18 protein-coding genes and 1 pseudogene are annotated in these 24,791 nt (G+C 50.0%); 17 read left to right on the forward strand and 2 right to left on the reverse strand.

All coding sequences use genetic code 11. The annotated features are described in order from the left end of the window. The first annotated feature begins 485 nt into the window (after nt 1–485). From L6442_RS01305 to L6442_RS01345, 9 genes are all read left to right on the forward strand, one after another. The gene (locus L6442_RS01305) at nt 486–1,412 is read left to right on the forward strand and encodes an ABC transporter permease (RefSeq protein ID WP_194234115.1); all 927 of its coding nucleotides are present in this window, start codon (nt 486–488) and stop codon (nt 1,410–1,412) included. Nucleotides 1,413–1,430: 18 nt separating this feature from the next. After that, the gene (locus L6442_RS01310) at nt 1,431–2,312 is read left to right on the forward strand and encodes a carbohydrate ABC transporter permease (protein WP_194234083.1); all 882 of its coding nucleotides are present in this window, start codon (nt 1,431–1,433) and stop codon (nt 2,310–2,312) included. A 119-nt stretch (nt 2,313–2,431) separates the two neighbouring features. Next, entirely contained in the window at nt 2,432–4,021 is a 1,590-nt protein-coding gene (locus tag L6442_RS01315; protein ID WP_237100170.1) for an extracellular solute-binding protein, read from the forward strand. A gap of 130 nt (nt 4,022–4,151) precedes the next feature. Next, nucleotides 4,152–5,189 (forward strand): response regulator, encoded by a 1,038-nt coding sequence (locus L6442_RS01320; RefSeq protein ID WP_212979134.1) that lies wholly within the window; start codon nt 4,152–4,154, stop codon nt 5,187–5,189. After that, complete coding sequence (locus tag L6442_RS01325; RefSeq protein ID WP_212979135.1) at nt 5,189–7,045, forward strand: sensor histidine kinase; 1,857 nt, start codon at nt 5,189–5,191, stop codon at nt 7,043–7,045. Before L6442_RS01320 ends, L6442_RS01325 begins: the two co-directional genes overlap by 1 nt. After that, nucleotides 7,042–7,809, forward strand: coding sequence for an SDR family NAD(P)-dependent oxidoreductase (locus L6442_RS01330; RefSeq protein WP_212979136.1), 768 nt, complete (start codon nt 7,042–7,044; stop codon nt 7,807–7,809). The genes L6442_RS01325 and L6442_RS01330 overlap by 4 nt, the downstream gene beginning before the upstream one ends. 27 nt (nt 7,810–7,836) lie before the next feature. Further along, nucleotides 7,837–10,164 carry a DUF4962 domain-containing protein gene (locus L6442_RS01335; RefSeq protein ID WP_212979137.1) on the forward strand — a complete coding sequence of 776 codons (2,328 nt, stop codon included), beginning with the start codon at nt 7,837–7,839 and terminating at the stop codon, nt 10,162–10,164. A gap of 102 nt (nt 10,165–10,266) precedes the next feature. After that, nucleotides 10,267–10,584: a cupin domain-containing protein gene (locus L6442_RS01340; RefSeq protein WP_212979138.1), complete on the forward strand. Its 318-nt coding sequence runs from the start codon at nt 10,267–10,269 to the stop codon at nt 10,582–10,584. 179 nt (nt 10,585–10,763) lie between these two features. Beyond that, complete coding sequence (locus tag L6442_RS01345) at nt 10,764–11,711, forward strand: MORN repeat-containing protein (protein WP_212979139.1); 948 nt, start codon at nt 10,764–10,766, stop codon at nt 11,709–11,711. A gap of 4 nt (nt 11,712–11,715) precedes the next feature. Here L6442_RS01345 and L6442_RS01350 read toward each other — a convergent pair. Then, nucleotides 11,716–11,907 (reverse strand): annotated as a pseudogene (locus tag L6442_RS01350) (transposase); the annotation flags it as partial. 467 nt (nt 11,908–12,374) lie between these two features. On the opposite strand from L6442_RS01350, the gene L6442_RS01355 reads away from it, so the two are divergent. Next, entirely contained in the window at nt 12,375–13,118 is a 744-nt protein-coding gene (locus L6442_RS01355; RefSeq protein ID WP_237100347.1) for an ABC transporter ATP-binding protein, read from the forward strand. A gap of 4 nt (nt 13,119–13,122) precedes the next feature. After that, nucleotides 13,123–14,748, forward strand: a complete 1,626-nt coding sequence (locus L6442_RS01360) for a hypothetical protein (RefSeq protein WP_212979141.1) — start codon at nt 13,123–13,125, stop codon at nt 14,746–14,748. Between the two features lie 55 nt (nt 14,749–14,803). Here L6442_RS01360 and L6442_RS01365 read toward each other — a convergent pair whose 3' ends face one another. Beyond that, entirely contained in the window at nt 14,804–15,940 is a 1,137-nt protein-coding gene (locus L6442_RS01365; RefSeq protein WP_212979142.1) for a glycosyltransferase family 4 protein, read from the reverse strand. A 237-nt stretch (nt 15,941–16,177) separates the two neighbouring features. Between L6442_RS01365 and L6442_RS01370 the strand changes: the two genes are divergently transcribed. From L6442_RS01370 to cydC, 6 genes are all read left to right on the forward strand, one after another. Next, on the forward strand, nt 16,178–16,933 hold the full coding sequence (locus L6442_RS01370; protein WP_237100171.1) for a YheC/YheD family protein: 756 nt from the start codon (nt 16,178–16,180) through the stop codon (nt 16,931–16,933). 385 nt (nt 16,934–17,318) lie between these two features. Further along, complete coding sequence (locus L6442_RS01375) at nt 17,319–17,801, forward strand: hypothetical protein (RefSeq protein ID WP_194234093.1); 483 nt, start codon at nt 17,319–17,321, stop codon at nt 17,799–17,801. A 542-nt stretch (nt 17,802–18,343) separates the two neighbouring features. After that, on the forward strand, nt 18,344–19,747 hold the full coding sequence (locus tag L6442_RS01380; RefSeq protein WP_194234094.1) for a cytochrome ubiquinol oxidase subunit I: 1,404 nt from the start codon (nt 18,344–18,346) through the stop codon (nt 19,745–19,747). Beyond that, nucleotides 19,734–20,753: a cytochrome d ubiquinol oxidase subunit II gene (cydB, locus tag L6442_RS01385; RefSeq protein ID WP_212979143.1), complete on the forward strand. Its 1,020-nt coding sequence runs from the start codon at nt 19,734–19,736 to the stop codon at nt 20,751–20,753. Before L6442_RS01380 ends, cydB begins: the two co-directional genes overlap by 14 nt. Continuing rightward, a complete protein-coding gene (gene cydD, locus L6442_RS01390; protein ID WP_212979144.1) occupies nt 20,753–22,489 on the forward strand; it encodes a thiol reductant ABC exporter subunit CydD in 1,737 nt (578 codons plus the stop codon). Before cydB ends, cydD begins: the two co-directional genes overlap by 1 nt. Continuing rightward, complete coding sequence (cydC, locus tag L6442_RS01395) at nt 22,486–24,276, forward strand: thiol reductant ABC exporter subunit CydC (protein ID WP_212979145.1); 1,791 nt, start codon at nt 22,486–22,488, stop codon at nt 24,274–24,276. The genes cydD and cydC overlap by 4 nt, the downstream gene beginning before the upstream one ends. Nucleotides 24,277–24,791: the final 515 nt, after the last annotated feature.

A 24,791-nucleotide genomic window follows, 5' to 3' on the forward strand; every position in this document is an offset into this window, starting at 1 on the left:
TGGCTCAGTTAAGGGGGTTGAGCACATGCGCGTGGTGCGAAAAAGCGCTAACGAAACATGTAATCGTTATTCAGGCAAAATCAGCCTGCGAAATATTCTAACGAAACCAGGGATCGCTATTTATCAAAAATAACCGTGATTTCACCTTATTTCATCCGAATAACGATATGTAGTTTCGTTACGTTTGATTTGACCTTGTTTTTGCAGCCATAACGCTCCTAAGTTTCGTTAGCGTAGTTTAAACAGTCACCAGCGGTTTCCATGCAAGAATGAAAATCGTACATACGCCAAAGGACATCTTGTCCTGCGGCGTTTTTTCATTTTTGGCCGGCCGTTGCCTTACCTTAAAAAATCACCAGACTACAGCATAGGACGCCATGCAGCCCCTGCCTTCCTGGCAGTACTATAAGAGCAAGCACGGAAGGAGGCGAAGGAAGCTCGTGATGTCCAACAAAACGGAAACGGCTGCGCGGCTGCCCACCGGCATGAAGCCAAAAATAAGCAAGGACAACCGAATGTGGCGGTCAATTTGGAAGTACAAGGCGCTTTATTTGATTTCTATCCCCAGCATCCTCTATTTTCTGATTTTTAAATACATACCGCTGGGCGGCTCCGTCATTGCATTTCAGGAGTACAACATTTTTAAAGGTTTTAGCGGCAGCGATTGGGTCGGGTTCGCTCATTTTGCCGAAATGTTCAGGCATTACGATTTTTTGCGGATTTTGAAAAATACGGTGCTGATCGGGCTTTACGATTTGATTTTTGCGTTCCCGGCGCCGATTATTCTGGCGATCCTGCTCAATGAACTGCGGCTCGTGATGTTTAAACGGATTGTTCAAACCGTGGTGTACATGCCGCATTTCCTCTCCTGGGTGGTTATTGCCGGCATGTCGGTGGCGATTTTGTCGCCGACGACGGGTATTTTGAATCAGCTGCTTGGATGGTTTGGCATCGATCCTTTTTATTTTCTTGGTGATAACGCTTATATTCGCGGGGTGCTCGTAGGCTCGGGAATTTGGCGTGACACGGGTTACGGCACGATATTGTACTTAGCGGCCCTGGCAGGCATTAACCCCGAACTGTATGAGGCGGCGCAAATCGACGGGGCTAACCGCTGGAAACAAACGCTGAAAATCACCCTGCCGGCGCTGCTGCCGACGATCATGATTTTATTTCTGCTGCATATCGGCAAATTTCTGGATTTTGGCTTTGAACGGGTGTGGGTATTCCTGAATGCGCTGAACACTGAAAACGGCGAAATTCTCGATACGTATATTTACCGGTCGGGGCTTTTATCGCAGCAGTACAGCTACACGACGGCGGTCGGATTATTCAAGTCGGTTGTCGGTCTGATGCTGGTGATGACGGGGAACTTCTTGAGCCGGAAAACAACGGGCGAAAGCCTGTATTAAAAGGGGAGGGGAAACAGAATGTATTCTAACGTCTCAAGAAGTTATAAAGCATTCAATGTGTTTAATATCCTGTTCCTGACCCTGATCGGTCTGATGATGTTTCTCCCGTTTCTGAATGTTATCGCACAGTCGTTCAGCTCCTCGAGCGCCATTACCGAGGGGAAGGTCAGCTTCTGGCCGGTGGAATTTACTCTGATCAATTATGAATATGTGTTTAGCGACGCTTCGATCTGGCGGGCTTTTGGGGTGTCAGTGTTCGTGACCGTCGTTGGTACGATGATCAATCTGATTGCCACGGCTACGCTGGCTTATCCGGTATCGAGACCCGAATATGTGGGCAGAAGGGTGATCGTGCTGATGGTGTTGGTGACGATGATATTCAGCGCGCCGCTGATCCCGAATTTTCTGCTCATCAAAAATCTGCATATGATGAATACCCCCTGGGCGTTAATCATACCGGGCGCGGTCAGCGCATTCAATTTTTTCGTCATGCATTCTTTTTTCAAGCAGCTCCCGCCCGAAATCATTGATTCCGCACGGATTGACGGCTGCGGCGAGTTGGGAATCATGATTCGTATGGTAACTCCGCTGTCCAAACCGGTTATGGCTTCGCTTGGGATTTTTTATGCAGTAAGTCATTGGAATTCGTATATGAGCGCTCTTTATTATATCGATCAGCCGAAATGGTGGCCCCTTCAGGTTAAGCTAAAACGAATGTTCGAAACGGACGATATCAGTATTGATCCCGGCGCTTCGCAGTTCAGCGATCTGGCGCATACCTCCCCCGAGGGGATTAAGATGGCGACGATCGTCATTGCGACGCTGCCGATTATAATGATCTATCCGTTTTTGCAGAGGCATTTCGTGAAAGGGCTTACGCTAGGGGCGGTTAAATCTTAAAAAATGACAGGAACACATGAAGTTGCAACCTCACGCTCGCTTGAAATTTAAGGATACAATCTTCTTGCAAAATGAAGCTACCCGCGAGAAATTTCAATATTCGGAAAGAGGGGATCGGTTTGAAGAAGTGGGCAAGCTTGATGTTAACCTGTATGCTCGCCATCGGCCTTGCGGCTGGATGCTCGGGCAAAAATGAAACGAAGGAGGAGACCGCCGGCGGCGCGGAAACGAAAGGCGCGGAGAAGAAGACGGAAGCTGCGGACGGGGTAACTAAGTTTTCGATATCGCTGCGTACGCTCAACTTCGGGTATGTGGAGAAATCGCCGGATATCAATGCGGACAAATGGGTGAAAAAGCTGGAGGAGCTGACGAAAACCGATCTGGACATCCGCCTCGTGCCCCATAAAGAGTATGAGCAGAAGATGGCCCAAATGTTTGCCACTAATGAAATTCCCGATGTCGTGCAGGGCCAGGGCGGTACAACAGGCAAAGAAATGGCGGGCTCCGTGGAAGCAGGCGTATTTATGCCGCTGAATGATCTTTTGAAGCAGTACGGTCCGCATTTGCTCGAAAAAATTCCGAAAGAAGCATGGAATCGCATGACCTATCAAGGTAAAATCTATGGTATCCCGGAATGGCTGGGAAATCCTTCCCGCCGGGCGACATGGATTCGCAAGGACCTGCTGGAGAAAACGGGACTGCCTGTGCCCAAGACGGTCGACGATTATTTGAACGTGCTGCGCGCCTTCAAGAAATTAGGCGTCGAGAACCCGTATATGGGACGGCAGGATTTTAAATACGCGGATACGTTTTTCGGTTCGTATGATGTGTTTCCATATCTAAGCCAGTTTGAGGAAGTAGACGGCAAGGTACAGCCGAAATTCCTTGACGAGGACAACATGATGAAAGCGCTATCTACTTATAAAACGATGTTTGACGAAGGGCTGATTAACAAAGAATTTGCAACGATCAACCCGACGACGTTCAAAAATACGATTTTGGCCGGCAAAGCGGGCATCTGGTCGATGAATGCGAACGAGCTGATCCAATGGCAGACCCAAATGAAGGAAAGCGTGCCGGAAGCGCAGCTTGAAATTATTCCTTCTCCGGTCGGACCGGACGGCAAAGGCGGTTATTATCTCTATGGCGATGTGGCCCGTTCCTATTTCATTAATGCCAAATACGAGCATCCGGAAAAAATCATTCAATTCTTTGACTGGATGGTATCGGAAGAGGCGGAAGCATTTTTCACATTCGGGACTGAAGGCGAAAACTACACCAAAGACGGGGATAAAATCAATTACAAGCAGCCGACAGACGCCCAGGCCGTGGATGAAGAACGCTACCGCCAGGCATTTCTGTGGCTGGTTCAAGATACAACTTACAATAAAGGCTCGCTTGGTCTAACGGAGGAAGGCAGAAATCTGATGAGCGTGTTTGACAATACGCTGGCGCATGAAGGCCGGGACGGCATTGAGTTCGATCCGCGACTGGAAGCGCTGAAGAAGAACCCGGATATTACGCCGTTATCCGATACGCCTCCGCCGGTTCTGATCACACATATGGTGAAAATGGTTTACGGCCAGGAGCCGATCGAAAATTGGCCTAAGGTGATTGAGGAGTGGAAATCCAAAGGGGGCAATGACGTTCTGAAGGAAGCTAATGAACGCTATCAGTCCAAGCAAGGCGTATTCCTGCCAAGAAAATAGAGCCCGATCCGTTTACTCGGCCCATAGTTCACCCGGTTGCCTTCATCCGTGCAAAATCATTGGTTCAACTTATTTAGTCCCGATTCACCCATGCAAAATATACGAAATCGAAAGGAGCTGCTACCGGAGCATGTACCGAGTTCTTATTGTCGACGACGAACCTATGATTCTGAAAGGATTGACGGTATTTTTGCGGCAGTCCGGGGTTGATATCGCCTCGATCCGCCCGGCCTCAAACGGCGAGGAGGCGCTTGCGGCGATAACGGAGGAGCTCCCCGATTTTGTATTTACGGATATCCGGATGCCGGTGATGGACGGACTTGCATTATGCGCGCGTATCGCGGAGATGAATGCCCCGATTCAAACGGTCGTGATCTCGGGGTATGGCGATTTTACGTATGCGCAGACTTGCATCAGCTACGGTGTAAAAGAATATTTGCTTAAACCGATCAGCAAGCGGGATTTGCAGGACACGCTCCGCAAACTTGTGCAGCGGGCGGAATCGGCGAAATCCGCCTCCTCTTATCTGTCCATGGCTAAGGTGGACGAATGGATGCAGGAGATGGAGCAGGCGGTATATTACTTGAACCAAGAACGGGCGGAGGAGCTTCTGCAGATCTGGGAGCATGAGATGGCTTCATATCATCTGCTGGACGCGCAGCGGATCGAAATGCTTGAGGAATTCCATGCTCTGCTCGCGAAAAAGCTGAAAGCCCGAGACGTAAACATCATGCTGCAGCCGCTGCAAATGGAGCGGGGGATGCCGTTCCCGGCCGCTTACCGGCAGTTTGCGGACGGTATTCGGCAAACGCTGCACTATCTGCAGAAGCGCAGGAAGGGCAAACTGAAGGACCCGATCGAAGAGGTGAAAAAATATATCGAGCACAATCTCGGCAGCGAAATATCGCTGGAGGAAGCTGCCGAACTGCTCGGGCTGCACCCGAATTATTTCAGCGTCATGTTTAAGCAGATGACCGGGGAGACCTTCGTCCAATATCGGACGAAACGCCGGATGGAACATGCCAAGCGGATGCTGGGCGAAGAGCGGTACAGAATTACGGATATTTCCTATGCGGTTGGATACGCCGATCACTCCAACTTCACCAAAACCTTCAAAAAATATGAAGGCATTTCGCCTTCGGAATACCGCCAGAAGCTGGGGATCTGATGCTGCGTTTTTTTCGTAAAAGCATTTCGAACCGTATTTTCGGTTATTTCATGATCCTGATCGTCATTTCCTTGTCGGTGGTCGGCACCATCACTTATTTCCAATCCTCCAAGCTTCTGGACCGGCAGCTTGAACGGTATTTGTCGCAAATGATTGCCCATGCCGCCTATCATACGGATCTGTATTTGCAAACATTCGATAATGCCAGCAAAACGATCTTGTCAAACGGCGATGTCTTGAAATTCATGGAGATGGACCCGGACAACGGTTACCAGTATTATGAGCTGTCCCAGAAGATCCAAAGCGAGGTTTTTGATTCGGCATTTATTATCTATCCGCAAATCGAGCTGATATATATCATCAACCAGGACGGCAAGGCCATTACGACCAAGGATATCATTCAGGACGAAGTGAAGGATTACAAATCCTATTACGAGCTAATCGAAAAAAGTCTCCCGGAAAACGGCATGGGCGCGCTTATCAACTCGGCTTCGGTCGCGCCGGAGGATGACCAGTACATTACGTTTGTGAGACGGGTACGCGGCATCGTATCGCATAAACCGAGAGGCATTCTCGGAATGAAGCTGAATACGCGGGAAATATCCAAACTATGGGGCCAAATGGATCTTGGGGATCAGGGGTATTCCTTTATTGTTGACGGTAAGGGGAACTTCGTGGATAAGCCGAATCAGGCCGCGGCTAGCGAGTATATGAATGAAACCGTTAGGCGGAACCTGCTGGTTGGCGAGGAAACGTTCACGGCGCGTGTTGGCGGCATGAAAAGGATGTATGTCTCGAAGCCACTGCATGCCGCCGATTGGCGCATGGTCATTTCGGTTCCGGTGAGCGAGCTGCGCCAGCCGATTCTGAACATCCGGTATACGACAGTCATCGCAGGGGCCGTCACTTTGCTGATCGCGCTCTGGATTGCCGGAAGATTCGGCAAGTCGCTCGTACAGCCGCTCAAGAAGCTTGTACGGAACATGCGGCTGATGGAAAAAGGGGAGTGGCAAACCATCGATCCCGAAGACCGGCAGGATGAATTCGGTTATTTGATTCGCAATTATAATAAAATGTTAACCCGGCTGTCCGAGATGATTGAACGGGTGTATGAAGCGGAACTGAAATCCCAGAAGACCGAGCTGAATCTGCAAAGAATCGCGCTGGAGCAGCATAAGGCGGAATTCCAGGCGCTGCAGCTTCAGATTAACCCGCATTTTTTGTACAACACGCTGGAGACCATCAAGTGTTATGCGGTCGTGCAGGATTCCGAGGAGATCATGGAAATGGTCGAAGCGATGGCGTCGATGCTGCGTTATGCCATTCAAACCAGTTTAACCGAGATTACGGTCGTCGATGAGCTCAAGCATGTGCTCAATTACATGACGATCCTTCAGTACCGCACGCAAAGACAGTTTGAGCTGGATGTCGATATTCCGCCGGAACTGCTGCTTCACAGAATGGTCCGGCTTACTTTGCAGCCGCTGATCGAAAATATGTTTCAGCATGCTTTTCCAAACGGCATACAAAGTCAGCATCGCATCGGCATTCAAGGATTTGTGGAAGACGGCCGTTTTTTCCTCGTCGTGGCGGACAATGGAGAAGGCATGACGGATGAAAAACTGCATGCGGTAAGGGAGAAGCTCCGCTTGAACCAGCTTGCCGAAACGGACTCCCATACGATGTACCATCAGGGTGGATTGGGACTCATGAACGTCCACCGCAGGATTCAAATGGTGTATGGCGACACGTATGGTTTAGCGATCGACAGCGTTATGCATGAAGGGACCAAAATCACGATGTCGCTGCCGCTTGACGGCAGCATGGCTTGCATATACGAGGAGGGAGCGGGATGACGATTGAACTGCTAGGGAAAATCGCTTTGGTAACAGGCGCAAGCGCAGGGATTGGGCGGCAGATCGCGGAGACGCTTGCCGCGGCAGGGGCGGCCGTCGCCGTTCATTACCGGAAGGGGAAGGAAGAGGCGGAAGCGGCCGTCGCAAGCATCATCCAGGCAGGCGGCCGCGCGGCGGCATGTTATGCCGATGTGACGAAAGTTGGGGACATAACCTCGATGGTCGAGGAGATCGAAGCCAAACTGGGAGGATCCATCGATATCCTCGTGAATAATGCAGGCGACTTGATCAGCCGCGTGCCGAATACCGAGATGACCGAGGAGCATTATACCCGCGTCATGGATGTGAATTTCAAATCCTGTGTATTCATGAATAAACTTGTCATTCCCGGTATGATTGCCAAAGGCGCGGGGAAAATCATTCATTTGACCTCGGTGGCGGCGCATGACGGAGGCGGCCCCGGCGCATCCATATATGCGGCGAGCAAGGCTGCGGTAATGGCATATGCCAAAGGCCTCGCTAAAGAGGTTGCCCCGCATGGCATTAATGTGAACTGTATCTCACCGGGATTTATTGGACGAACCGCATTTCATGCCACACATACATCTAACGAAGGACGGCAGGCGACGGTGGCAAAAATTCCGCTCGGCCGGGAGGGCACTCCGCAGGATGTGGCGGATGCGGCGCTGTACCTGGCTTCCTCATTATCCGATTTCCTGACAGGAGAAACGATTGAGGTCAATGGCGGACTTTTCATGCGCTAAAAAACAGAGGATGGAGGCATGCTTTTCATGAACGCCACGAATATGTTGTACCAGCCTTTAAGCGGTGATCTGACGGTTCAATACCACCCTGGCGAGGATACAAGGCTCAGCGAAAATCCGCCGCGGTTCACCTGGATTCCCGCCAAGCTGGAAGATGACCGATATATGCTGGAGATATCCTCTTTGCCTGAGTTCGGCCCCAAAGAAACAAAAACTTACGGACCGATTCCCTTTAACTTTTTTACACCCGATGAGGCACTGATTCCGGGCTGTTATTATTGGCGTTATGCACTTATCGATGGCCAAGGGGCGGAGGGTTCGCTGTCGGAATGGAGCCGGGTACGGAAATTTGAGGTCCCTGCCCATTTGCCGGAGACACCTTTGGCGGCGCGTGCGGAACGGTATGCGGGGGTACGGGCCGTACATCCGAGGTTGTGGCTGCAGGCAGATGAACTTGAAGCTTTCCGGGAACGGCTCAACCAAGATGCAGCTAGTACGGGCTGGCCGGAATTTTATGAGCGGTCGGTCCTGCCTTGGACCAGCCGGGAATTAATCGCGGAGCCCGCGCCGTATCCAGGCAATAAGCGGACGGCTGCGCTTTGGCGGCAAAGCTATCTGGCCTGCCAGGAGGTGCTGTACGCGATCCGGCATTTGAGCATTGCAGCTGTCGTCCTGAAAGATGCGGCGCTTAAGGATCAGGCCAAGCGGTGGCTGCTTCATGCGGCTTCTTGGGATCCCGATGGGCCGACCAGCCGGGATTATAACGACGAGTCCGCATTCCGGATCGCCGGGGCGCTCGCTTGGGGGTACGACTGGCAGTATGATGAGCTAACGGTTGATGAACGCGGGCTCGTCCGGGAAAGGCTGCTGCAGCGTACCCGCCAGGTCGCCGTTCATGTCATTGAACGTTCCAAAATCCATCAGGTGCCTTATGACAGCCACGCGGTTCGCTCCCTTTCTTCCGTATTGGTGCCTTGCTGTATCGCTTTGTTTGACGAAGAGCCGGAGGTCAGGGAGTGGCTGGATTATACGGTGGAGTATTATTACACGCTTTTCTCACCTTGGGGAGGGGAAGACGGCGGATGGGCGGAAGGCCCGCACTATTGGACTACGGGTATGGCATATCTGACCGAAGCGCTGAATTTGCTGAAAAACTTTGCAGGGCTGGACGTATTCCGGCGGACGTTTTTTCAGCATACGGGGGATTTCCCCCTCTACTGCTACAGTCCCGTCGCGTCGACCCGCGCCTCGTTTGGAGACAACTCCTCGCTGGGTGACGACATCATCAAGAAGGTAGGCTTCAACATGCGCCAGTATGCCGGGATTACGGGCAATGGCTGGTATCAATGGTATTACGAACAGCTGAAGGACCGGAATCCGGAAGCGGATGATTTATTTTATAACTATGGCTGGTGGGACTTCCGCTTTGACGAGCTGATGTACCGCCATAATTATCCGCAGGTTCCGGCGGTGGAGCCTGAAGGAATAAAGCCGGTCAAATGGTTCCGCGACATCGGCTGGGTGGCGATGCATCATCAGATGCATAAACCGGCGGAGCAAATATCACTGGTCGCCAAAAGCAGCCGATATGGCTCCGTCAGCCACAGCCATGGCGATCAGGGCGCTTTTCTGCTGCATGCTTTCGGTGAGCCGCTTGCGATCGAAAGCGGTTATTATATCGCTTTTAACAGCTCCATGCACCTGAACTGGCGCAGGCAGACGCATTCGAAAAACGCCATACTGATCGATGGCCGCGGACAGTTCGCGGATATGAACAAAGCGCTTAATATTGCGGCGAAGGGCGAAGTGGAGGATGCTTTCCACCTTAGGGATTACTCCTATGTGCGGATGAATCCGACGCAGGCTTATCTTGAGCATGTGCCTTATTTGAAGCAGTATAAGAGGGAGATTTACTTTGTGCAGAATGCATATTTCGTGATCGTGGATTCGGTGGATCTGGAGCAGCCAGCCCGCATTCAATGGTTATTCCATACCCTTTACGAAATGGAACTGAGGGGGCAGTCGTTTCATGTTCACGGCCGCAAGGCTGATATGGAAGGCCGGTTTGTGTTCAGTTCAGCGGGGGATCTTGCTTTGACCCAGTCGGATGAATTTACGGGTGTGGACCCTGCGGAGATTGAAGGTTTGGAGAGACATTGGCATCTTCGCGCCGAGACGCCGGCAGCGGCCTCACACCGGATTGCCACGCTGCTTGTACCGAAACGCCACAGCGAGCGCGGCAAATACGTGTCGTATTTTATGGATGACCAAGGTTTTAGTTATAATCTCTATTTTACGGATAACGGGCGGACGCAGAAGATTGAGATCAGTAAAGCGTTTAAGATCGAAAATTAGGGATTCTTCACTGCAACGCCTTCATAGGCGGGGGATGAATGGCTCTTTGGAATAAGGGGGGCTTTGGGCAAGGAATCATATTTACGGAAGGGAGAATGTGGGATGAGCAACATCGGGAAATGGGAAGATGCGGAACCTGGCGTCATCCGCAAAATCATGGAGCCGGGCGCGTCGCTGCTGCTGATGGAGGTTCATTTCGAAGAAGGAGCGGAAGGTTATGAGCATTCGCATCCGCATGAGCAGATGTCCTACTGCCTGAAGGGGAAAGTCGAGTTTACCATCGAAGGTGAGAAGACGGTCATCACAGCCGGCGAAACGATTGTCATCCCGGGAGGGGCCAGACACGGCGCCAAAGCTCTTGAGCCAAGCGCCTTGCTGGACTGCTTTACGCCGGTGCGGGAGGATTTGGTCCGCAGGTAGAGATAGAATATGAGCTGTTTTAAGAGGAGCCCCAAAAGGGCTTTTTCTTTTTTTGCAGCTCTGTCATGGGCAATATAAGAGGGATAAACGAGTCGGACTTCGAATCAAAATTCCTGATATTTAACTTTTTGATAATATTCACCGTTAATATTAGTAGTTCATTTCATAGGAGGGAAATAATGTATAAGTTGATGTTGGCGGTATCTATTCTGCTGGGCACAGTCACGGGGGCTGAAATGGCACATGCCCAGGCGGCGGAAACCACTTTGGATTTTGGGGATGGATCGGTATACACAGGTCAGGTCAAAAACGGCAAACCGAATGGTAAGGGAACACTTATCTCAGGAAGACTTGGCCGATATGAAGGGAATTGGGTAAATGGAGTTAAATCAGGTTTCGGTAAATATACTTTTCATTTAAAGGAAGACAAAGTTTTCGATAAAGAGGACAAGCTATACCACGACAGGGATTGGAAGACACATTACGAAGGGCAATGGGCCAATAATAGACAGAACGGGCAGGGGACTGAAGTTCATTCGATCCGTGATGCCAGTTATCAAAAGAAAGAAGATGGAGGCTGGATTCAAAAGGAAGGTGGTTACAGCTACGAGATCCGGAAAGGATCATTTAAAGACGATGACTTCACGGCCGGGTACAGTGGTTATTTGGATGACGAATTCCAAGCGTGGTTTGCCTATAAGGACTCTAAAGTCGCTGTTAAAATGGAAGGCAAGTCCTTGAAGCTGATTGATCCGCGCAAGGTTCAGATGCTCGATTCAAATGCCGATGAGCAGTTGGCAAGCTATTCGTTTCATTACTCCAACAAGAATAACAAAAATCTTTACGATGAAATCCACCTGTCCCCCTCTGTGATTGCGGCAGGCACTTACAAAAATAATCAGATGATCGATGGCGTGAAAATAATCAAAAAGGTTTCCGGAATCGAAAGTACGTGGACCCAGCAGAGCTATAACAACGGCAAACCGGGCGAAGTCAAAAATATTACCGAAACTGCTGCCGATCAAAGTTTTGCCAAATACCGCAGTTCTTACTTGTCTTTAATCACTCCTTATTTGAAGGGATTCGATGAGATCCGCAGCAAGGCAGACACTTTTCTAAATCAATAAATAACTTTTCGCTTTCCCAATACGCGTAGTTTTCTTCCCCGCCATATCCAGCGTCCGCGACGACCGTTCCCGGCAGCTTGCCAAGAGCGGCCTTAACCTTCTCCAAGTGAGGCTTTAAGCAGCGTGTGTCCGTCGGGCGTTGATGCAGGCTGTAGCCGACAATAAACTGATTTTCCGTTCCGATCTGCACATTGTAGCTTCATGGTATATTGAATGTACAAAGAAACCGTTCCTTTCATAAATGGTGGGTCGCACTTCCATTTTACTAAGAAACGGTTTCTTTTTGTGTTTTTATATGGAGACGAACGAAGCAGCGGAGAGAACGAAGCAATTCCGGAAAAGCGGTAGCGGTCGCCTTTGTCCCCGATATATCTTCCTTTAAGATGAATTCAGGATATTTGGGGGCAACAGCGATTGGAGGAATGCTTCGTTCCGCAGCGTTCTTATAACAGACAAAAGAGCCGCCCTGGGTCAAGTGACCTTGGGGACGGCCCTTTTTTTTCTGATGCCTCTAATATACTCCCGGCTGCCCCAGAAACTATGTTAGTATTTGAAAAGAGAGATTTCTTGAACAGTCATAAAGCGGAAACAAGGGAGAGATGCAAATTGACAGGAACGATAGGAAATGAAAACGAACCCGTCATATCCATCCGCAATTTGGAAATGAGTTATGGAGACAAGCCGATTTTGCAAGGCATTGATCTGGAAGTGTACAAGGGACAAATTATTGGTTATATCGGTCCCAACGGTGCCGGCAAAAGCACAACGGTCAAAATTATGCTCGGCTTGGTATCGGGTTACCAGGGAGAGGTGCGTATTTTTGGCAGGGACATTGCGGACGGGGATATCGAATACAAACGCCGCATCGGTTACGTGCCCGAGGTAGCAGAGCTGTACGATAGCTTGACGGCACAGGAATACTTGGTGTTTGTCGGAGAGCTGTACGGACTTGCGCAGCGGAAGGCGGACCACAAGGCGAGACGGCTGATGGCCAAGTTTGGGCTGGAGGAAGTGTACTTCGATCGGATTTCTTCGTTCAGCAAAGGCATGCGCCAGAAAGTGCTGCTTATCTCGAGCCTGCTGCATAACCCGGATATTCTGTTTTTGGATGAACCGCTCAGCGGCTTGGACGCCAACAGCGTTATGATTGTGAAGGAGATTTTGGCGGCGCTGGCGGCGGAAGGCAAAACGATCTTTTATTCCTCGCATATCATGGATGTCGTAGAGAAGATCAGCAGCCGCATTTTGCTGCTTAATGGGGGCCGCATCGCTGCCGACGGCAGCTTCGAGGAGCTAAAGGAGCAGTCGCATGAGCGCTCGCTGGAGCAGATCTTTAATGATCTGACCGGATTCCATGAATATAAGGATGTAGCGTCGTCGTTTGTGTCGATCATTCAGGAGGTGTAGCCGGATGGGGACGATCAAATGGCTGCAAATTCTTGATCCGCTGCGGCATGTATTTGAAAAATTAGGCGTCGACTATGAGGTCATGCGCAAAATTTTGGAGATCAAGCTGCTGATGGACGGACGGCGGGCGCCAACGATCAATCCGAAAGCCAATAAAAATGCTGACGTGGCTTCGCAGTCCAACCAGTTCATTAAATCATTGGTGATTTATGTCATTCTGAGTATCGTGCTGGTGCCATTCGTGGTTATGAAATTGAATTACATGTTCCAGATGAGCCTGGTGTTCGGCATTCTTATGTTTATGGTTACAACCTCCCTGATTTCCGATTTTTCATCGGTTATGCTGGATATTCGGGACCGTAATATTTTATTCTCAAGACCGATTCATCGCAAAACGATCAATATGGCGAAGCTGCTGCATGTGATCATATATTTGCTGCTGTTAACGGGGGCATTAACGGTAATTCCGCTCGTGGTCTCATTGTTTCGGCAAGGGGTTTTGTTTTTTCTGTTATTTTTGGTAGAGATCATTCTGATGGACATCTTTATCGTCGCATTGACGGCGGCGCTGTATTGGCTGGTGTTGCGGTTTTTCGACGGGGAGAAGCTGAAGGATATTATCAACTATGTACAGATCGCGCTTACGATCGCCATCACAGTAGGTTACCAGTTTATCTCCAGGTTGTTTCAATTAGCGGATTTGGACATCGGTTTTACGGCGAAATGGTGGCAGATCTTTATTTTTCCAACCTGGTTTGCGTCTCCGTTTGAATGGCTGATGGGCGGAAGCGGAAATACGTACGTGGTTATCTTCTCTATCTTGTCCTTTTTAGGGCCACTTTTGGCTTTATGGATCTATTTCCTGCTGATGCCTTCCTTCGAACGTAATTTGCAAAAGCTGGCTTCCCATCAGGCCCGGGGCAAAACCGGCCGGTTTCGGCTTCAGGATAAGCTGGCTGCCATTTTGTGCCGCGAAAACACGGAGAAGTTGTTCTTCCGTTTTGGCTGGGACATGATGGGGCGCGAACGTGATTTTAAACTGAAAGTGTATCCACAGCTCGGGTTTTCAATCATTTTCCCGTTTATCTTCATGTTTAATATGCTGGGTTCAAAAGGCGGGTTCGCGGAGATGCGGACAGGCAATGGCTTCTTATTTCTCTATTTTTGCGCATTGATGATTCCGACCATGATCATGATGCTCAAGTTTTCCGGCAACCATAAAGGGGCATGGATTTATCAAACCGTTCCGCTGAAGGATGCGGCTCCGGTCTATAAGGGCACGCTTAAGGCGATGTTGGCCAGGTTGTTTGCTCCGATATTTGTTTTGCAGAGCATTATTTTCACGGTTATTTTCGGTGTGCGGATCATCCCCGGCTTGATCGCAATTCTGCTCAGCGTTTTGCTGTACACGGTTTTGAGCTTTATGGTTTTGGAGAAAGGACTGCCGTTTTCGCAGCCTTTTCAGAATACGCAATCCGGCAACGGATTTGTTATTTTGGGATTGATGCTGCTGCTTGGAGTGTTTGCGGGAGCCCATTTCGGCTTTACATTATTGCCTTACGGAGAGTACCTATGGATGCTGCTGTTGCTCGTCCTCAACTTCTTCGGATGGGAGCTGGCTTTCCGTTAAATATATGTACCACCGAGGCATCCTCGGCTATAAGTGTAAAACAAAGAATCCCTTTTTACAGGGGTTCTTTGTTTTCTGATATAGGTTTGGAATCTCTCCCCCCATACAGGGAAGCTAAACGGGAGGCGGTCTGGCTCCATGTAAAACGCTCAAGAACGATGCTGCGGCCGGCCTTGCCCAATGCGCTTCGAAGCACGCTGTTTTTGCCTAACCGGACAAGATATTCGGCAAAGGATTCAGGGCGATGGTAACGGTCAACCAGATAACCGCTTTCGCCATGCTTTACGATCTCAGGTATCCCTCCGGTTTTCGAGGCAATAACGGGCAATCCAGAGGCCATGGCTTCCACATTGACAAGGCCAAAAGCTTCATGTCTTTGAGAAGGACACACAAAGCAATCCGCCAATTGGTACAGGCGGTGTATTTCCGCATGGCTGACTTTTCCGGCCCAAATCACGGAAACTCCCAGCTTTGCCGCCTGTTTTCGCAGCTGCTTCATATAAGCGGGGTTTCCCTTTCCGGCGATAACCAGTTTCACGGGCAATTGTCTGCTGGCCAGCTGTACGGCTTTCAGAAGAACGTGGACTCCTTTTTGGGGAATGATACGCCCTATGAAAAGGACGGTAAAGGTAAAATCCCCTTTCATTCGGTACTTTAATTTGGCTTGAGTCCGTTCGGCATCGCTTGGAGGATGAAAGCGCCCAGTATCCACCCCTAGCTCTACCGTGCGGATTTTTTGCGACACAGCGGGGAAACGGCTTGAGATCTTTTGGTTCAGGGAGCTGCTGTTAGCGATAATGAGATCGGCATGTTTGATACTGGATGCAACATGGCTCGTTTGCGGGACAAAAGTGAGCGAATGGAGAAACAGAGTGACCTTCGTCTTCGGAGTAACAGCCTTTCGGATCACAGCCATGTAGTGAGGACGGTTGTCCACTTGAATACAATCGAATATTTTTCCGCGAAGATAGCGGAGAACGGACGCCAAATATATTTTGGGGCTTCCCGCACGAACCCGAACGATTTCGACGCCCCCTTCTTTGCTTTCCGCAGGCAGTCCAGCCGCAGCCCTGCTCACCACGGTCACGCTGTGCCGTTTTGCAAGCAGTCTTGCGATGGAGAGGATGCAAATTTCGACCGAGCCGTTACCGGGAACGGGAAATTGTTCAGGCGCAACGATTAACAGGTTCAAGTCTCTCTTCCTCCTGTCTGGCAGATAGCCGCCGAATAAGGCCATACATAATTTGTATGCAGACTGGTTAACGTGAGTACGCTCTTTTGTCCGGTATAGTTTACCTAATATGTCTTGGAAGGGAGCAAGGGCCTGTGCAAAGGCAAAGGCAGCAGCATAATCTATATTATAAAAATATTTATTTTTGCCTTATCTATGCCTATGCCTATGAGAACGTTTGACAGGAGAGATCAAGAGATGATCGCGAAAAAAAAGCAGCGTAGAACCTTGATGAGCAAGTGGACAAAAACGAAATTGTTGGAGAAGCACCATGACGTTAAATCAGTCATACCGGACACGAGAAAGTTCAGTAAACCGGCTTTGAAGTCCATGCTGGATCACTATGAAATGGTTTATGTCAAACCGGATGTGGGGACTTTTGGAAAAGGCGTGACCCGGGTGGAGAAGCTGGATGGCAAGGGGTATTCCTATCAGCTGGGAACGAAAGAAAAAATGAATAAAGACTTTAATTCGCTGTATGAATCCCTTCACCGGTTAACGGGAAAAAAAATGTACCTTATCCAAAAAGGAATCCATCTCGTCAAATACAACCGCCGTTATTTTGATGTCCGCGTTATGGTTCAGCTCAGCCCGAAAGGAAACTGGGAAACGACTGGGGTGATCGGCCGCGTGGCGCATCCGGGGAAAATCGTGACGAATTACCATAGCGGAGGCAAACCGATGGATATTAAGCGTCTGCTTGGAGCGCATATGTCCTCGGACCGTGCCCTGAAAACGATGGGGGTGCTGAAAAAATTGGGTGTGAAGGTTGCACGCCATATGCATGCCCAATATCCCGGATTCAGGCAAATCGGGCTTGACATTGGGTTTGACAAAACGTGGACGCCTTGGATACTGGAGGTCAATACCAATCCGGATCCGTATATTTTCAACCAGCTATCCGATAAGAGCATGTACCGCAAAGTCATGAGATATAGACGGGCATATCTTTAGGTTTGGGATATAGGTTTAAAAACACCTCGGCAAGGGGTGTTTTTTAGCAGTATAGAATTTATAAGTTTTTTTGGGGGTCCCCGCAAAGTATTTGGAATAAGCATCGAAGTATAGGCTCCACTTTGTGGGGTTATTTTACGTATCAGATAGTATAAACTTCAAGAAAAAGCATCCTGGGACCGCACAGAAGGACATCCTTAAAACACGGTCTGTTCACCTATGGAATTTCACTGATAATTATGTTGAAAAGTACAAATGTCGATCATTATAGACTTTCACCCGGCGATCATATGATTTATAGTCGATTGCCTATATTTCTCACTTTGATTATGGTCCGAAGAAGTAGTACATTAATATATGAAATCATAAGGAGGTTTCTGAATTAATGTTCTATGAAGACAATGAGAATTTAACCATCATGACCTACACCTTGAATAGTGGCATTAAAGGAACTGTACCTTTATCGAATAAGCAAATTCAGGAATGGATCGAGTGCTATCGTACCGATGCAAAGTTCATCACAGCTATTGGCAAAGAGTTTTTTGGCCTCAATCCAGAGCTGGTTGCGGATTTCAAAGTGCATAACCGTTTCTCTAATTACGCCGAAGTGCTTAAGCCTGTGGGCAACCCTCCTGCCGAAGCAAACACCGATCAGCTGTCCAAGGCGTATGAAGAGAACCGCGTGTACTTTAAAGTCGACTGCAAATGCGGGACGACCTACACGACCTTTTCCCAATACTACACGACGAAATGGTATTGTTCCAAATGCAACGAGATCGTGTTTTTGGACAAGAAGAAGGGCAAAGTGCCTACGGAAAAAGGCGACGCCTGGTACATGACCAACAAGTATTATGTATCCAGGGACTAACAGGGATTTGCAAAAAGCATCAATTACAGGATGAAGATATAAAGGATCAGCAGAACTTGCTATTAGTGCGTGTTCAAAAAGGTCGGTTTTCAGCACAGATCAAAAACGGACTTTTTGAATGACCTCTATTAAGGGACTGATTTCGGCCGGGCTCCGGTTGGAAACAGTCCTTTTTATTTGGCGTATGCTGATATCGGCCGTCTCGGCGCTTTTTTGCTTATGTTCATTAAATACCGTTCACAAGAAGCGGATCGCAGCAAGCAGGCAATAGACGCCGGATACGGCCGAATGAATTGGATATGTATGTAAATTCATATGACCTGATTAAAGGGATGCCTAAAATTTTAATATTTTGTGACATAATTCACATTAGCTCATTTTCGGGCTTGAGAATGTGACATTTATCACATTGAAGCCTTCTTTTGTCTGCCAGAATACATGAAGGAAAGGATTTTGCAAAGGTTCAAGGATATAAAAACTTGTGTTAGCGAATCCGAAGTTAAGGGGTTTGGCAGAATAATTTTGAGAAAGAGGGAAGAGAAATGGATGTAGTTATGCTGTCTCGGATCCAATTCGCAGCGACAACGATTTTTCACTTTTTCTTCGTGCCGTTGTCCATTGGTCTTGCATTCCTGATTGCAATCATGGAAACGATGTACGTCGTTAAGGGCAAGGAAGAGTATAAAAACATGGCGAAGTTCTGGGGCAAGCTGTTCCTCATCAACTTTGCGATCGGCGTCGTAACCGGTATTCTTCAGGAATTCCAGTTCGGCATGAACTGGTCGGCATATTCGCGTTTTGTCGGCGACGTATTTGGAGCGCCGCTGGCGGTCGAGGCGCTGCTGGCGTTTTTCCTGGAATCGACATTTCTCGGTCTGTGGATTTTCGGATGGGAACGTCTTTCGAAAAAGGTTCACTTGCTTTGTATCTGGTTGGTCTCCATCGGAACGGTCTTTTCCGCGTTCTGGATTTTGGTGGCGAACTCCTTCATGCAGCGGCCTGTCGGTTTTACGATGAACAACGGCCGGGCCGAAATGAACGACTTTTTGGCGCTGATCACCAACGGTCAGTTGCTGCTTGAATTCCCGCATACGATTTTGGCGGCATTTATGACAGGCGCGTTCCTGGTTACAGGCGTGAGTGCGTATAAGCTGCTGAAAAAGCAAGATGTTCAATTCTTCAAAAAATCATTTATCATCGCGATTATCATCGGCATGGTGTCCTCGATTGGCGTTGCGCTCGTCGGTCACCAGCAGGCACAATATTTGGTGAAAACACAGCCTATGAAAATGGCTGCGACCGAAGCGCTGTGGGAAAACAGTGGCGATCCCGCAGCTTGGACGGTAACGGCATTCATCGACACCAAAAACCAAAAAAATACCGGGGAGTTCCAGATCCCTTATATGCTCAGCTTCCTTTCGTACAGTAAATTTTCCGGCGAAGTAAAAGGCATGAAAGAACTCCAAGCTCAATATGAACAAGAATACGGCCCCGGTAACTATATTCCGCCGGTTCGTACGACTTTCTGGAGCTTCCGGGTCATGGTAGCCAGCGGCTCCCTACTGATTCTGTTCAGCTTGTACGGTGTATATCTTGCAGCACGCAAAAAGCTGGAGAACCGCAACAAATGGTTTATGCGGCTGATGGTGTTTTCAATTGCACTGCCGGAGATCGCGAATGCTTCGGGCTGGATCATGACGGAAATCGGACGCCAACCATGGACGGTATTCGGACTGATGACAACAGCGGACGGAGTTTCGCCTAGCGTCACCGCAGGCCAAGTGTTGTTCTCGATTATCGCTTTTGTGAGCATTTATGCTATTCTGGCGGTAGTTATGGTTTATCTGTTCATCCGCGTGATCAAAAAAGGTCCGTTTGAGGTTGTGAAGGAAGAAGTATCTAGTGATCCATTTGATAAGGAGGGATACCGTCATGCTATCTCTTAATGAGCTTTGGTTTGTGCTCGTTGCCGTTTTGTTTGTCGGATTTTTCTTCCTGGAAGGATTCGATTTCGGCGTCGGGATGTCTACGGGTATCTTGGCGAAAACCGATATGGAGCGCCGGGTGCTGATTAACTCCATCGGTCCTTTCTGGGACGGAAACGAAGTTTGGCTGCTGACGGCCGGCGGCGCGATGTTCGCCGCTTTCCCGAACTGGTACGCGACGTTGTTCAGCGGTTTCTATACCCCGCTTGTTCTGCTGCTGCTTGCCTTGATCGGCCGAGGTGTTGCCTTTGAATATCGCGGCAAAGTCGAAAAAGAGGCCTGGAGAAAGACATGGGATGTCGTCATTTTCATCGGCAGTTTGATTCCGCCGCTTCTGCTCGGCGTTGTGTTTGCCGATTTGATTAAAGGTTTGCCGATTGACCAAGCGATGGAAATGAAAGCTTCGTTCTTCGGCGATATCGTGAATTTTTACTCCGTAGTGGGCGGCTTGACGATGGTTGTGCTTTGCCTCGTGCATGGACTTCTGTTTACCACGCTGCGGGTAACGGGCGACCTTCAGGAACGCGCTCGCCGGATGGCACGCATGCTGATGGTGCCGCTGGCCGTACTGGTTGTGGCTTTCTTCGTTCTGACTTATTTCAATACTGAAATTTTCAACGTTCGCGGCGGTATTTTGACAGCTGTCATAGCGCTGCTGGTTATCGCATTTGCTCTGGCAGCCGTATTTTCCGGCAAGAAAAGAGACGGCTGGGCGTTTGGTATGACGGGTGCGGTGATCGTATTGACCATTGCTTCGTTTTTCATCGGATTGTTCCCGAACGTGATGATCAGTTCCATCGACACCGCGTTCAACCTGACGGTAACCAACGCGGCTTCCGGTCATTACTCGCTGAAGGTCATGACGATCGTGGCTTTATCCCTGCTGCCTTTCGTGCTCGGCTATCAAATTTGGAGTTACTTTGTGTTCCATAAACGTGTTCATGAGAAGGGACATTTGGAATATTAATGGATCGGAATTTACTCGGCTACAAAGGGATAAAGCCAATACTTGCCTTCATACTGCTGTTAACGCTTGTGCAGAGCGTATCGATCATCCTGCTGGCAAGATGGCTGGCGGAGGTTCTCTCCGCCCTCTTTGCCGGTGAATCGCTACATTCGCAATACCCTAAAATCATGATGTTTCTCGGCGCGTTTCTGACCCGGCACATCATAAACTTTATTCAGCAAAAAATCAGCTATGCTTTCGCTGAACGGACCGGAGCCAGCCTGCGGCAACAGGTGATGGATAAGCTTTTCCAATTGGGCCCGCGGTTCGCGAAGCAGGAAGGAACGGGAAATCTGGTTACGCTGGTGCTGGAGGGCGCGTCGAAGTTCCGGAACTATCTGGACTTGATCGTGCCGCGGATGGCGGGAATGTCGATCATTCCATGGGTCATCCTGGTTTATGTTTTCATGCAGGATATTACATCAGGGATCATCTTGATCCTGACGATGCCGATCCTGATTGCGTTTTTGATTCTCGTCGGGCTGGCTGCCCGCAAGCATACAGAGAAGCAGCTGGACACGTACCGCACGCTGTCGAACCATTTTGTGGATTCGCTGCGCGGGCTGGAGACGCTCAAGCTGCTGGGACAGAGCCGCTCGCATAGCGATACGATCGCCCGGGTGAGCGACCGTTACAGATCAGCGACCATGCGCACTTTGCGCGTGGCCTTTCTGTCTTCTTTTGCCTTGGATTTCTTTACGACGCTGTCGGTGGCTGTTGTGGCTGTAGGTTTGGGTCTGCGGCTGATAGGCGGCAATTTGGATCTGCTCACCGGGCTGACGGTCCTGATTTTGGCTCCGGAATACTTTTTGCCGGTACGTATGGTTGGTGCGGATTTCCACGCCACCTTGGATGGGAAAGAAGCTGGGGCTGCCATGCAGCTTATTATTGATGAGCCCTTGAATCAGGAAGGCGAAGAGTCCGCCGGTCAGGATAAGAAAGAACTGAACTGGACAAAGGACAGCCGAATAAGCCTGTCCCAGGTAGGTGTGCGGCATCAGGAGGATGGTCCGCATTCATTGCGCGAAGTGTCGCTTGATATTTGTGGTACGGGGAAAATCGGAATTATCGGCGCCAGCGGCGCCGGCAAATCCACTTTGATCGATGTGCTTGGCGGATTTTTGAAGCCGACCGAAGGGCATTTCTCCTTGGATGGATTGCAAATGGGTTCGCTTGCGACAGATAAGTGGAGAAAACTGACGACGTATATTCCGCAGCATCCTTATGTTTTTAGCAGCACGCTGGCTGATAATATCCGCTTCTACGTACCGGATGCGGAGGATGCGGACGTGGAACGTGCGGTGGCTGCAGCCGGGCTGTCGGAGCTGGTGCAGAACCTGCCCCTTGGCATCCGGGAAATGATCGGGAACGGCGGCCGCCAGCTGAGCGGCGGACAAGAGCAGCGAGTGGCGCTGGCCCGGGCGTTCTTAAGCGACCGTCCTGTTATTTTACTGGATGAGCCGACGGCGCATCTGGACATTGAAACGGAATATGAGCTGAAGCAGACGATGCTGCCGCTGTTTGAGAACAAGCTGGTGCTTTTGGCGACGCACCGTTTGCACTGGATGCCGGAGATGGATCTGATTATCGTGCTGGAGCACGGACGGGTCGCGGAAACCGGCACACATGAGGAACTGCTTGCCCGTAAGGGAGCCTATTATGAGCTGATTCGATCGCAACTGGAGGGAGTAGAGTGAGGGAAGAGAGCTGGCTTCGTCCTTATGTCCGGACGTACTGGGGACGTTTTCTGATCATCATTGCGCTGGGCTGCCTGACGCTCCTGACCGCATCGATGCTCATGTTCACTTCGGGTTTTCTGATTTCCAAGGCGGCGCTGCGGCCGGAAAATATTCTGATGGTGTATGTGCCGATCGTGCTGGTGCGCACCTTCGGTATCAGCCGGGCGGTCGTGCATTACGTGGAGCGGCTGGTCAGCCACGATGCCGTGCTGCGGATCGTGTCGCTTATGCGCACGCGACTGTATCGGATCTTAGAGCCGCAGGCTTTGTTCATATCCTCCCGGTTCCGTACCGGAGATATGCTTGGCGTGCTGTCGGATGATATTCAATATTTGCAGGATGTTTACCTGAGAACAGTATTCCCGAGCATCGTGGCGCTGGTGATGTACATCGCTTCGATCGCTGCCTTGGGCTGGTTTGATGTCCGGTTTGCGCTGTTTATGGCTTTGTATATTTTCATTCTCGTTGCCGTACTGCCATGGGTGTCGCTGCTGATCACCAAGGCCAAAAGCCGCCTGGCGAAGCAGCAGCGCAGCAACCTTTACACCAAACTCACCGACGCAGTGCTAGGCATGAGCGATTGGGTCATCAGCGGCAGGCAATCCGCTTTTCTTGCCGCTTATGAAGCGGAAGAGAGGGAGGCGGCCCGCGTGAACAGCCAGCTCAAAAGCTGGGCGCGCTGGCGGCAGCTGATCGGGCAGACGGTTGTAGGCCTCAGCGTCGTGTCGATGGTTGTTTGGGCGGCCCGTGAATATGCCGGCGGGCATATTGCGCCAACGCTCATAGCGGCATTTGCTTTAGTGATGTTTCCGCTGATGGATGCATTTATGCCGGTTTCGGACGCAATCGAAAAGATACCGAATTACCAGAGTTCGCTGCAGCGGCTCTCGGAAATCGGCCGAATCCCCGGAGACGGGAATTCCCATGGCACGGCTGGTCAGACTGGAATGAAGGAGGATTCTTACGTTTCGGCTGAAGATGTCAGGCGTTTGGCTGGATCGGACGTCCACCTTACAGTACAGAACGTCAGCTACCGTTATGATGATGCTTCTCCGTGGTCATTGGAAAATGTATCGCTTGATCTGCCGCAGGGTAAACGGATCGCCATCATTGGGCGCAGCGGCGCAGGCAAATCGACGCTGCTGAAGCTGATCGAAGGGGCGCTGGCTCCCTCGAAAGGGACCGTCTCCCTGAACGGAACGGAGGCATATGCCATTGGCGAACAGATGCCGCAGGTCGTGTCCGTGCTGAACCAAAGCCCGCATCTGTTCGATACGACGGTAGAGAACAATATCCGCCTGGGTGACCGCAGCGCGGAGGATGAAGACGTTCGGCGGGCGGCCGCCCAGGTGAAGCTGGACCGGCTGATTGCATCGCTTCCGCTTGGCTACAAAACGCCGATGCATGAGACAGGGCAGCGTTTCTCCGGCGGGGAACGCCAGCGGATTGCTTTGGCGCGGGTGCTGCTTCAGAATAATCCTGTGGTCATCCTGGATGAGCCGACCGTCGGACTTGATCCGCGTACGGAAAACGATCTGATCGCAACCATACTGGAAACCATGAAGGGCAAATCCCTGGTTTGGGTCACGCATCATTTGGTTGGCGCCGAGCAGATGGATGAGATCATTTTTATGGAGAACGGACGTGTCGAAATGAGAGGCTCTCACGCGGAGCTGTTGGCCACATCGGAGCGGTACCGTAATTTATACCGGCTCGATCGCCCCGAGGCATTTATGGCGAAGTAGAGTATTGGAGCAGGGCTGTATCGCTTGATAGCGGTATGGCTCTGTTTTTTTGGATTTTATGCTGTATTGCGGCCACATAAAGAATGTACTTTGCATGGCCTGTCGTACAGTGAACGGTTGGAAGCTTCTTCGTATCGGATTGAGCATGCATGGAATGGACGCGTCTGAATTCGTCCGAATGAGTCTGAATGAGTCTTAATGCGCCTGAATGCGCCTAACGAAACTGAGGAGCGTTATATTCACGAAAAGAGTGTTTTTTCAAATCTAACGAAACTCCAAAGCGTTATTTGGCGAAAATCCAGCTTCTTTACCGTCTATTTTAATCAATAACGTTTCCCGGTTTCGTTAGAGCATTTAGATGCGCTATTTTGACTAAATAACGATTGTGAGTTTCGTTAGAGTAATTTAGAAGCGCTGTCTACGATTGTGGGTTCCGTAAGCAATTGCAGAATGCTTGGTCCCGATGAGGTTTGGCGTAACTCGTGATCAAATTCGCTACATCGAAGCCAAGGCGC

This window comes from Paenibacillus azoreducens (assembly GCF_021654775.1).
Taxonomy (GTDB): domain Bacteria; phylum Bacillota; class Bacilli; order Paenibacillales; family Paenibacillaceae; genus Paenibacillus_AQ; species Paenibacillus_AQ azoreducens.

Coding starts and splice junctions, on each gene's coding strand:
- L6442_RS01360 (WP_212979141.1), top strand. CDS start 13,123: ATGGGGACGATCAAATGGCTGCAAATTCTTGATCCGCTGCGGCATGTA.
- L6442_RS01305 (WP_194234115.1), top strand. CDS start 486: ATGAAGCCAAAAATAAGCAAGGACAACCGAATGTGGCGGTCAATTTGG.
- cydD (WP_212979144.1), top strand. CDS start 20,753: ATGGATCGGAATTTACTCGGCTACAAAGGGATAAAGCCAATACTTGCC.
- L6442_RS01320 (WP_212979134.1), top strand. CDS start 4,152: ATGTACCGAGTTCTTATTGTCGACGACGAACCTATGATTCTGAAAGGA.
- L6442_RS01370 (WP_237100171.1), top strand. CDS start 16,178: ATGATCGCGAAAAAAAAGCAGCGTAGAACCTTGATGAGCAAGTGGACA.
- L6442_RS01375 (WP_194234093.1), top strand. CDS start 17,319: ATGTTCTATGAAGACAATGAGAATTTAACCATCATGACCTACACCTTG.
- cydB (WP_212979143.1), top strand. CDS start 19,734: ATGCTATCTCTTAATGAGCTTTGGTTTGTGCTCGTTGCCGTTTTGTTT.
- L6442_RS01325 (WP_212979135.1), top strand. CDS start 5,189: ATGCTGCGTTTTTTTCGTAAAAGCATTTCGAACCGTATTTTCGGTTAT.
- L6442_RS01345 (WP_212979139.1), top strand. CDS start 10,764: ATGTATAAGTTGATGTTGGCGGTATCTATTCTGCTGGGCACAGTCACG.
- L6442_RS01380 (WP_194234094.1), top strand. CDS start 18,344: ATGGATGTAGTTATGCTGTCTCGGATCCAATTCGCAGCGACAACGATT.
- L6442_RS01355 (WP_237100347.1), top strand. CDS start 12,375: ATGAGTTATGGAGACAAGCCGATTTTGCAAGGCATTGATCTGGAAGTG.
- L6442_RS01340 (WP_212979138.1), top strand. CDS start 10,267: ATGAGCAACATCGGGAAATGGGAAGATGCGGAACCTGGCGTCATCCGC.
- L6442_RS01335 (WP_212979137.1), top strand. CDS start 7,837: ATGAACGCCACGAATATGTTGTACCAGCCTTTAAGCGGTGATCTGACG.
- L6442_RS01330 (WP_212979136.1), top strand. CDS start 7,042: ATGACGATTGAACTGCTAGGGAAAATCGCTTTGGTAACAGGCGCAAGC.
- L6442_RS01310 (WP_194234083.1), top strand. CDS start 1,431: ATGTATTCTAACGTCTCAAGAAGTTATAAAGCATTCAATGTGTTTAAT.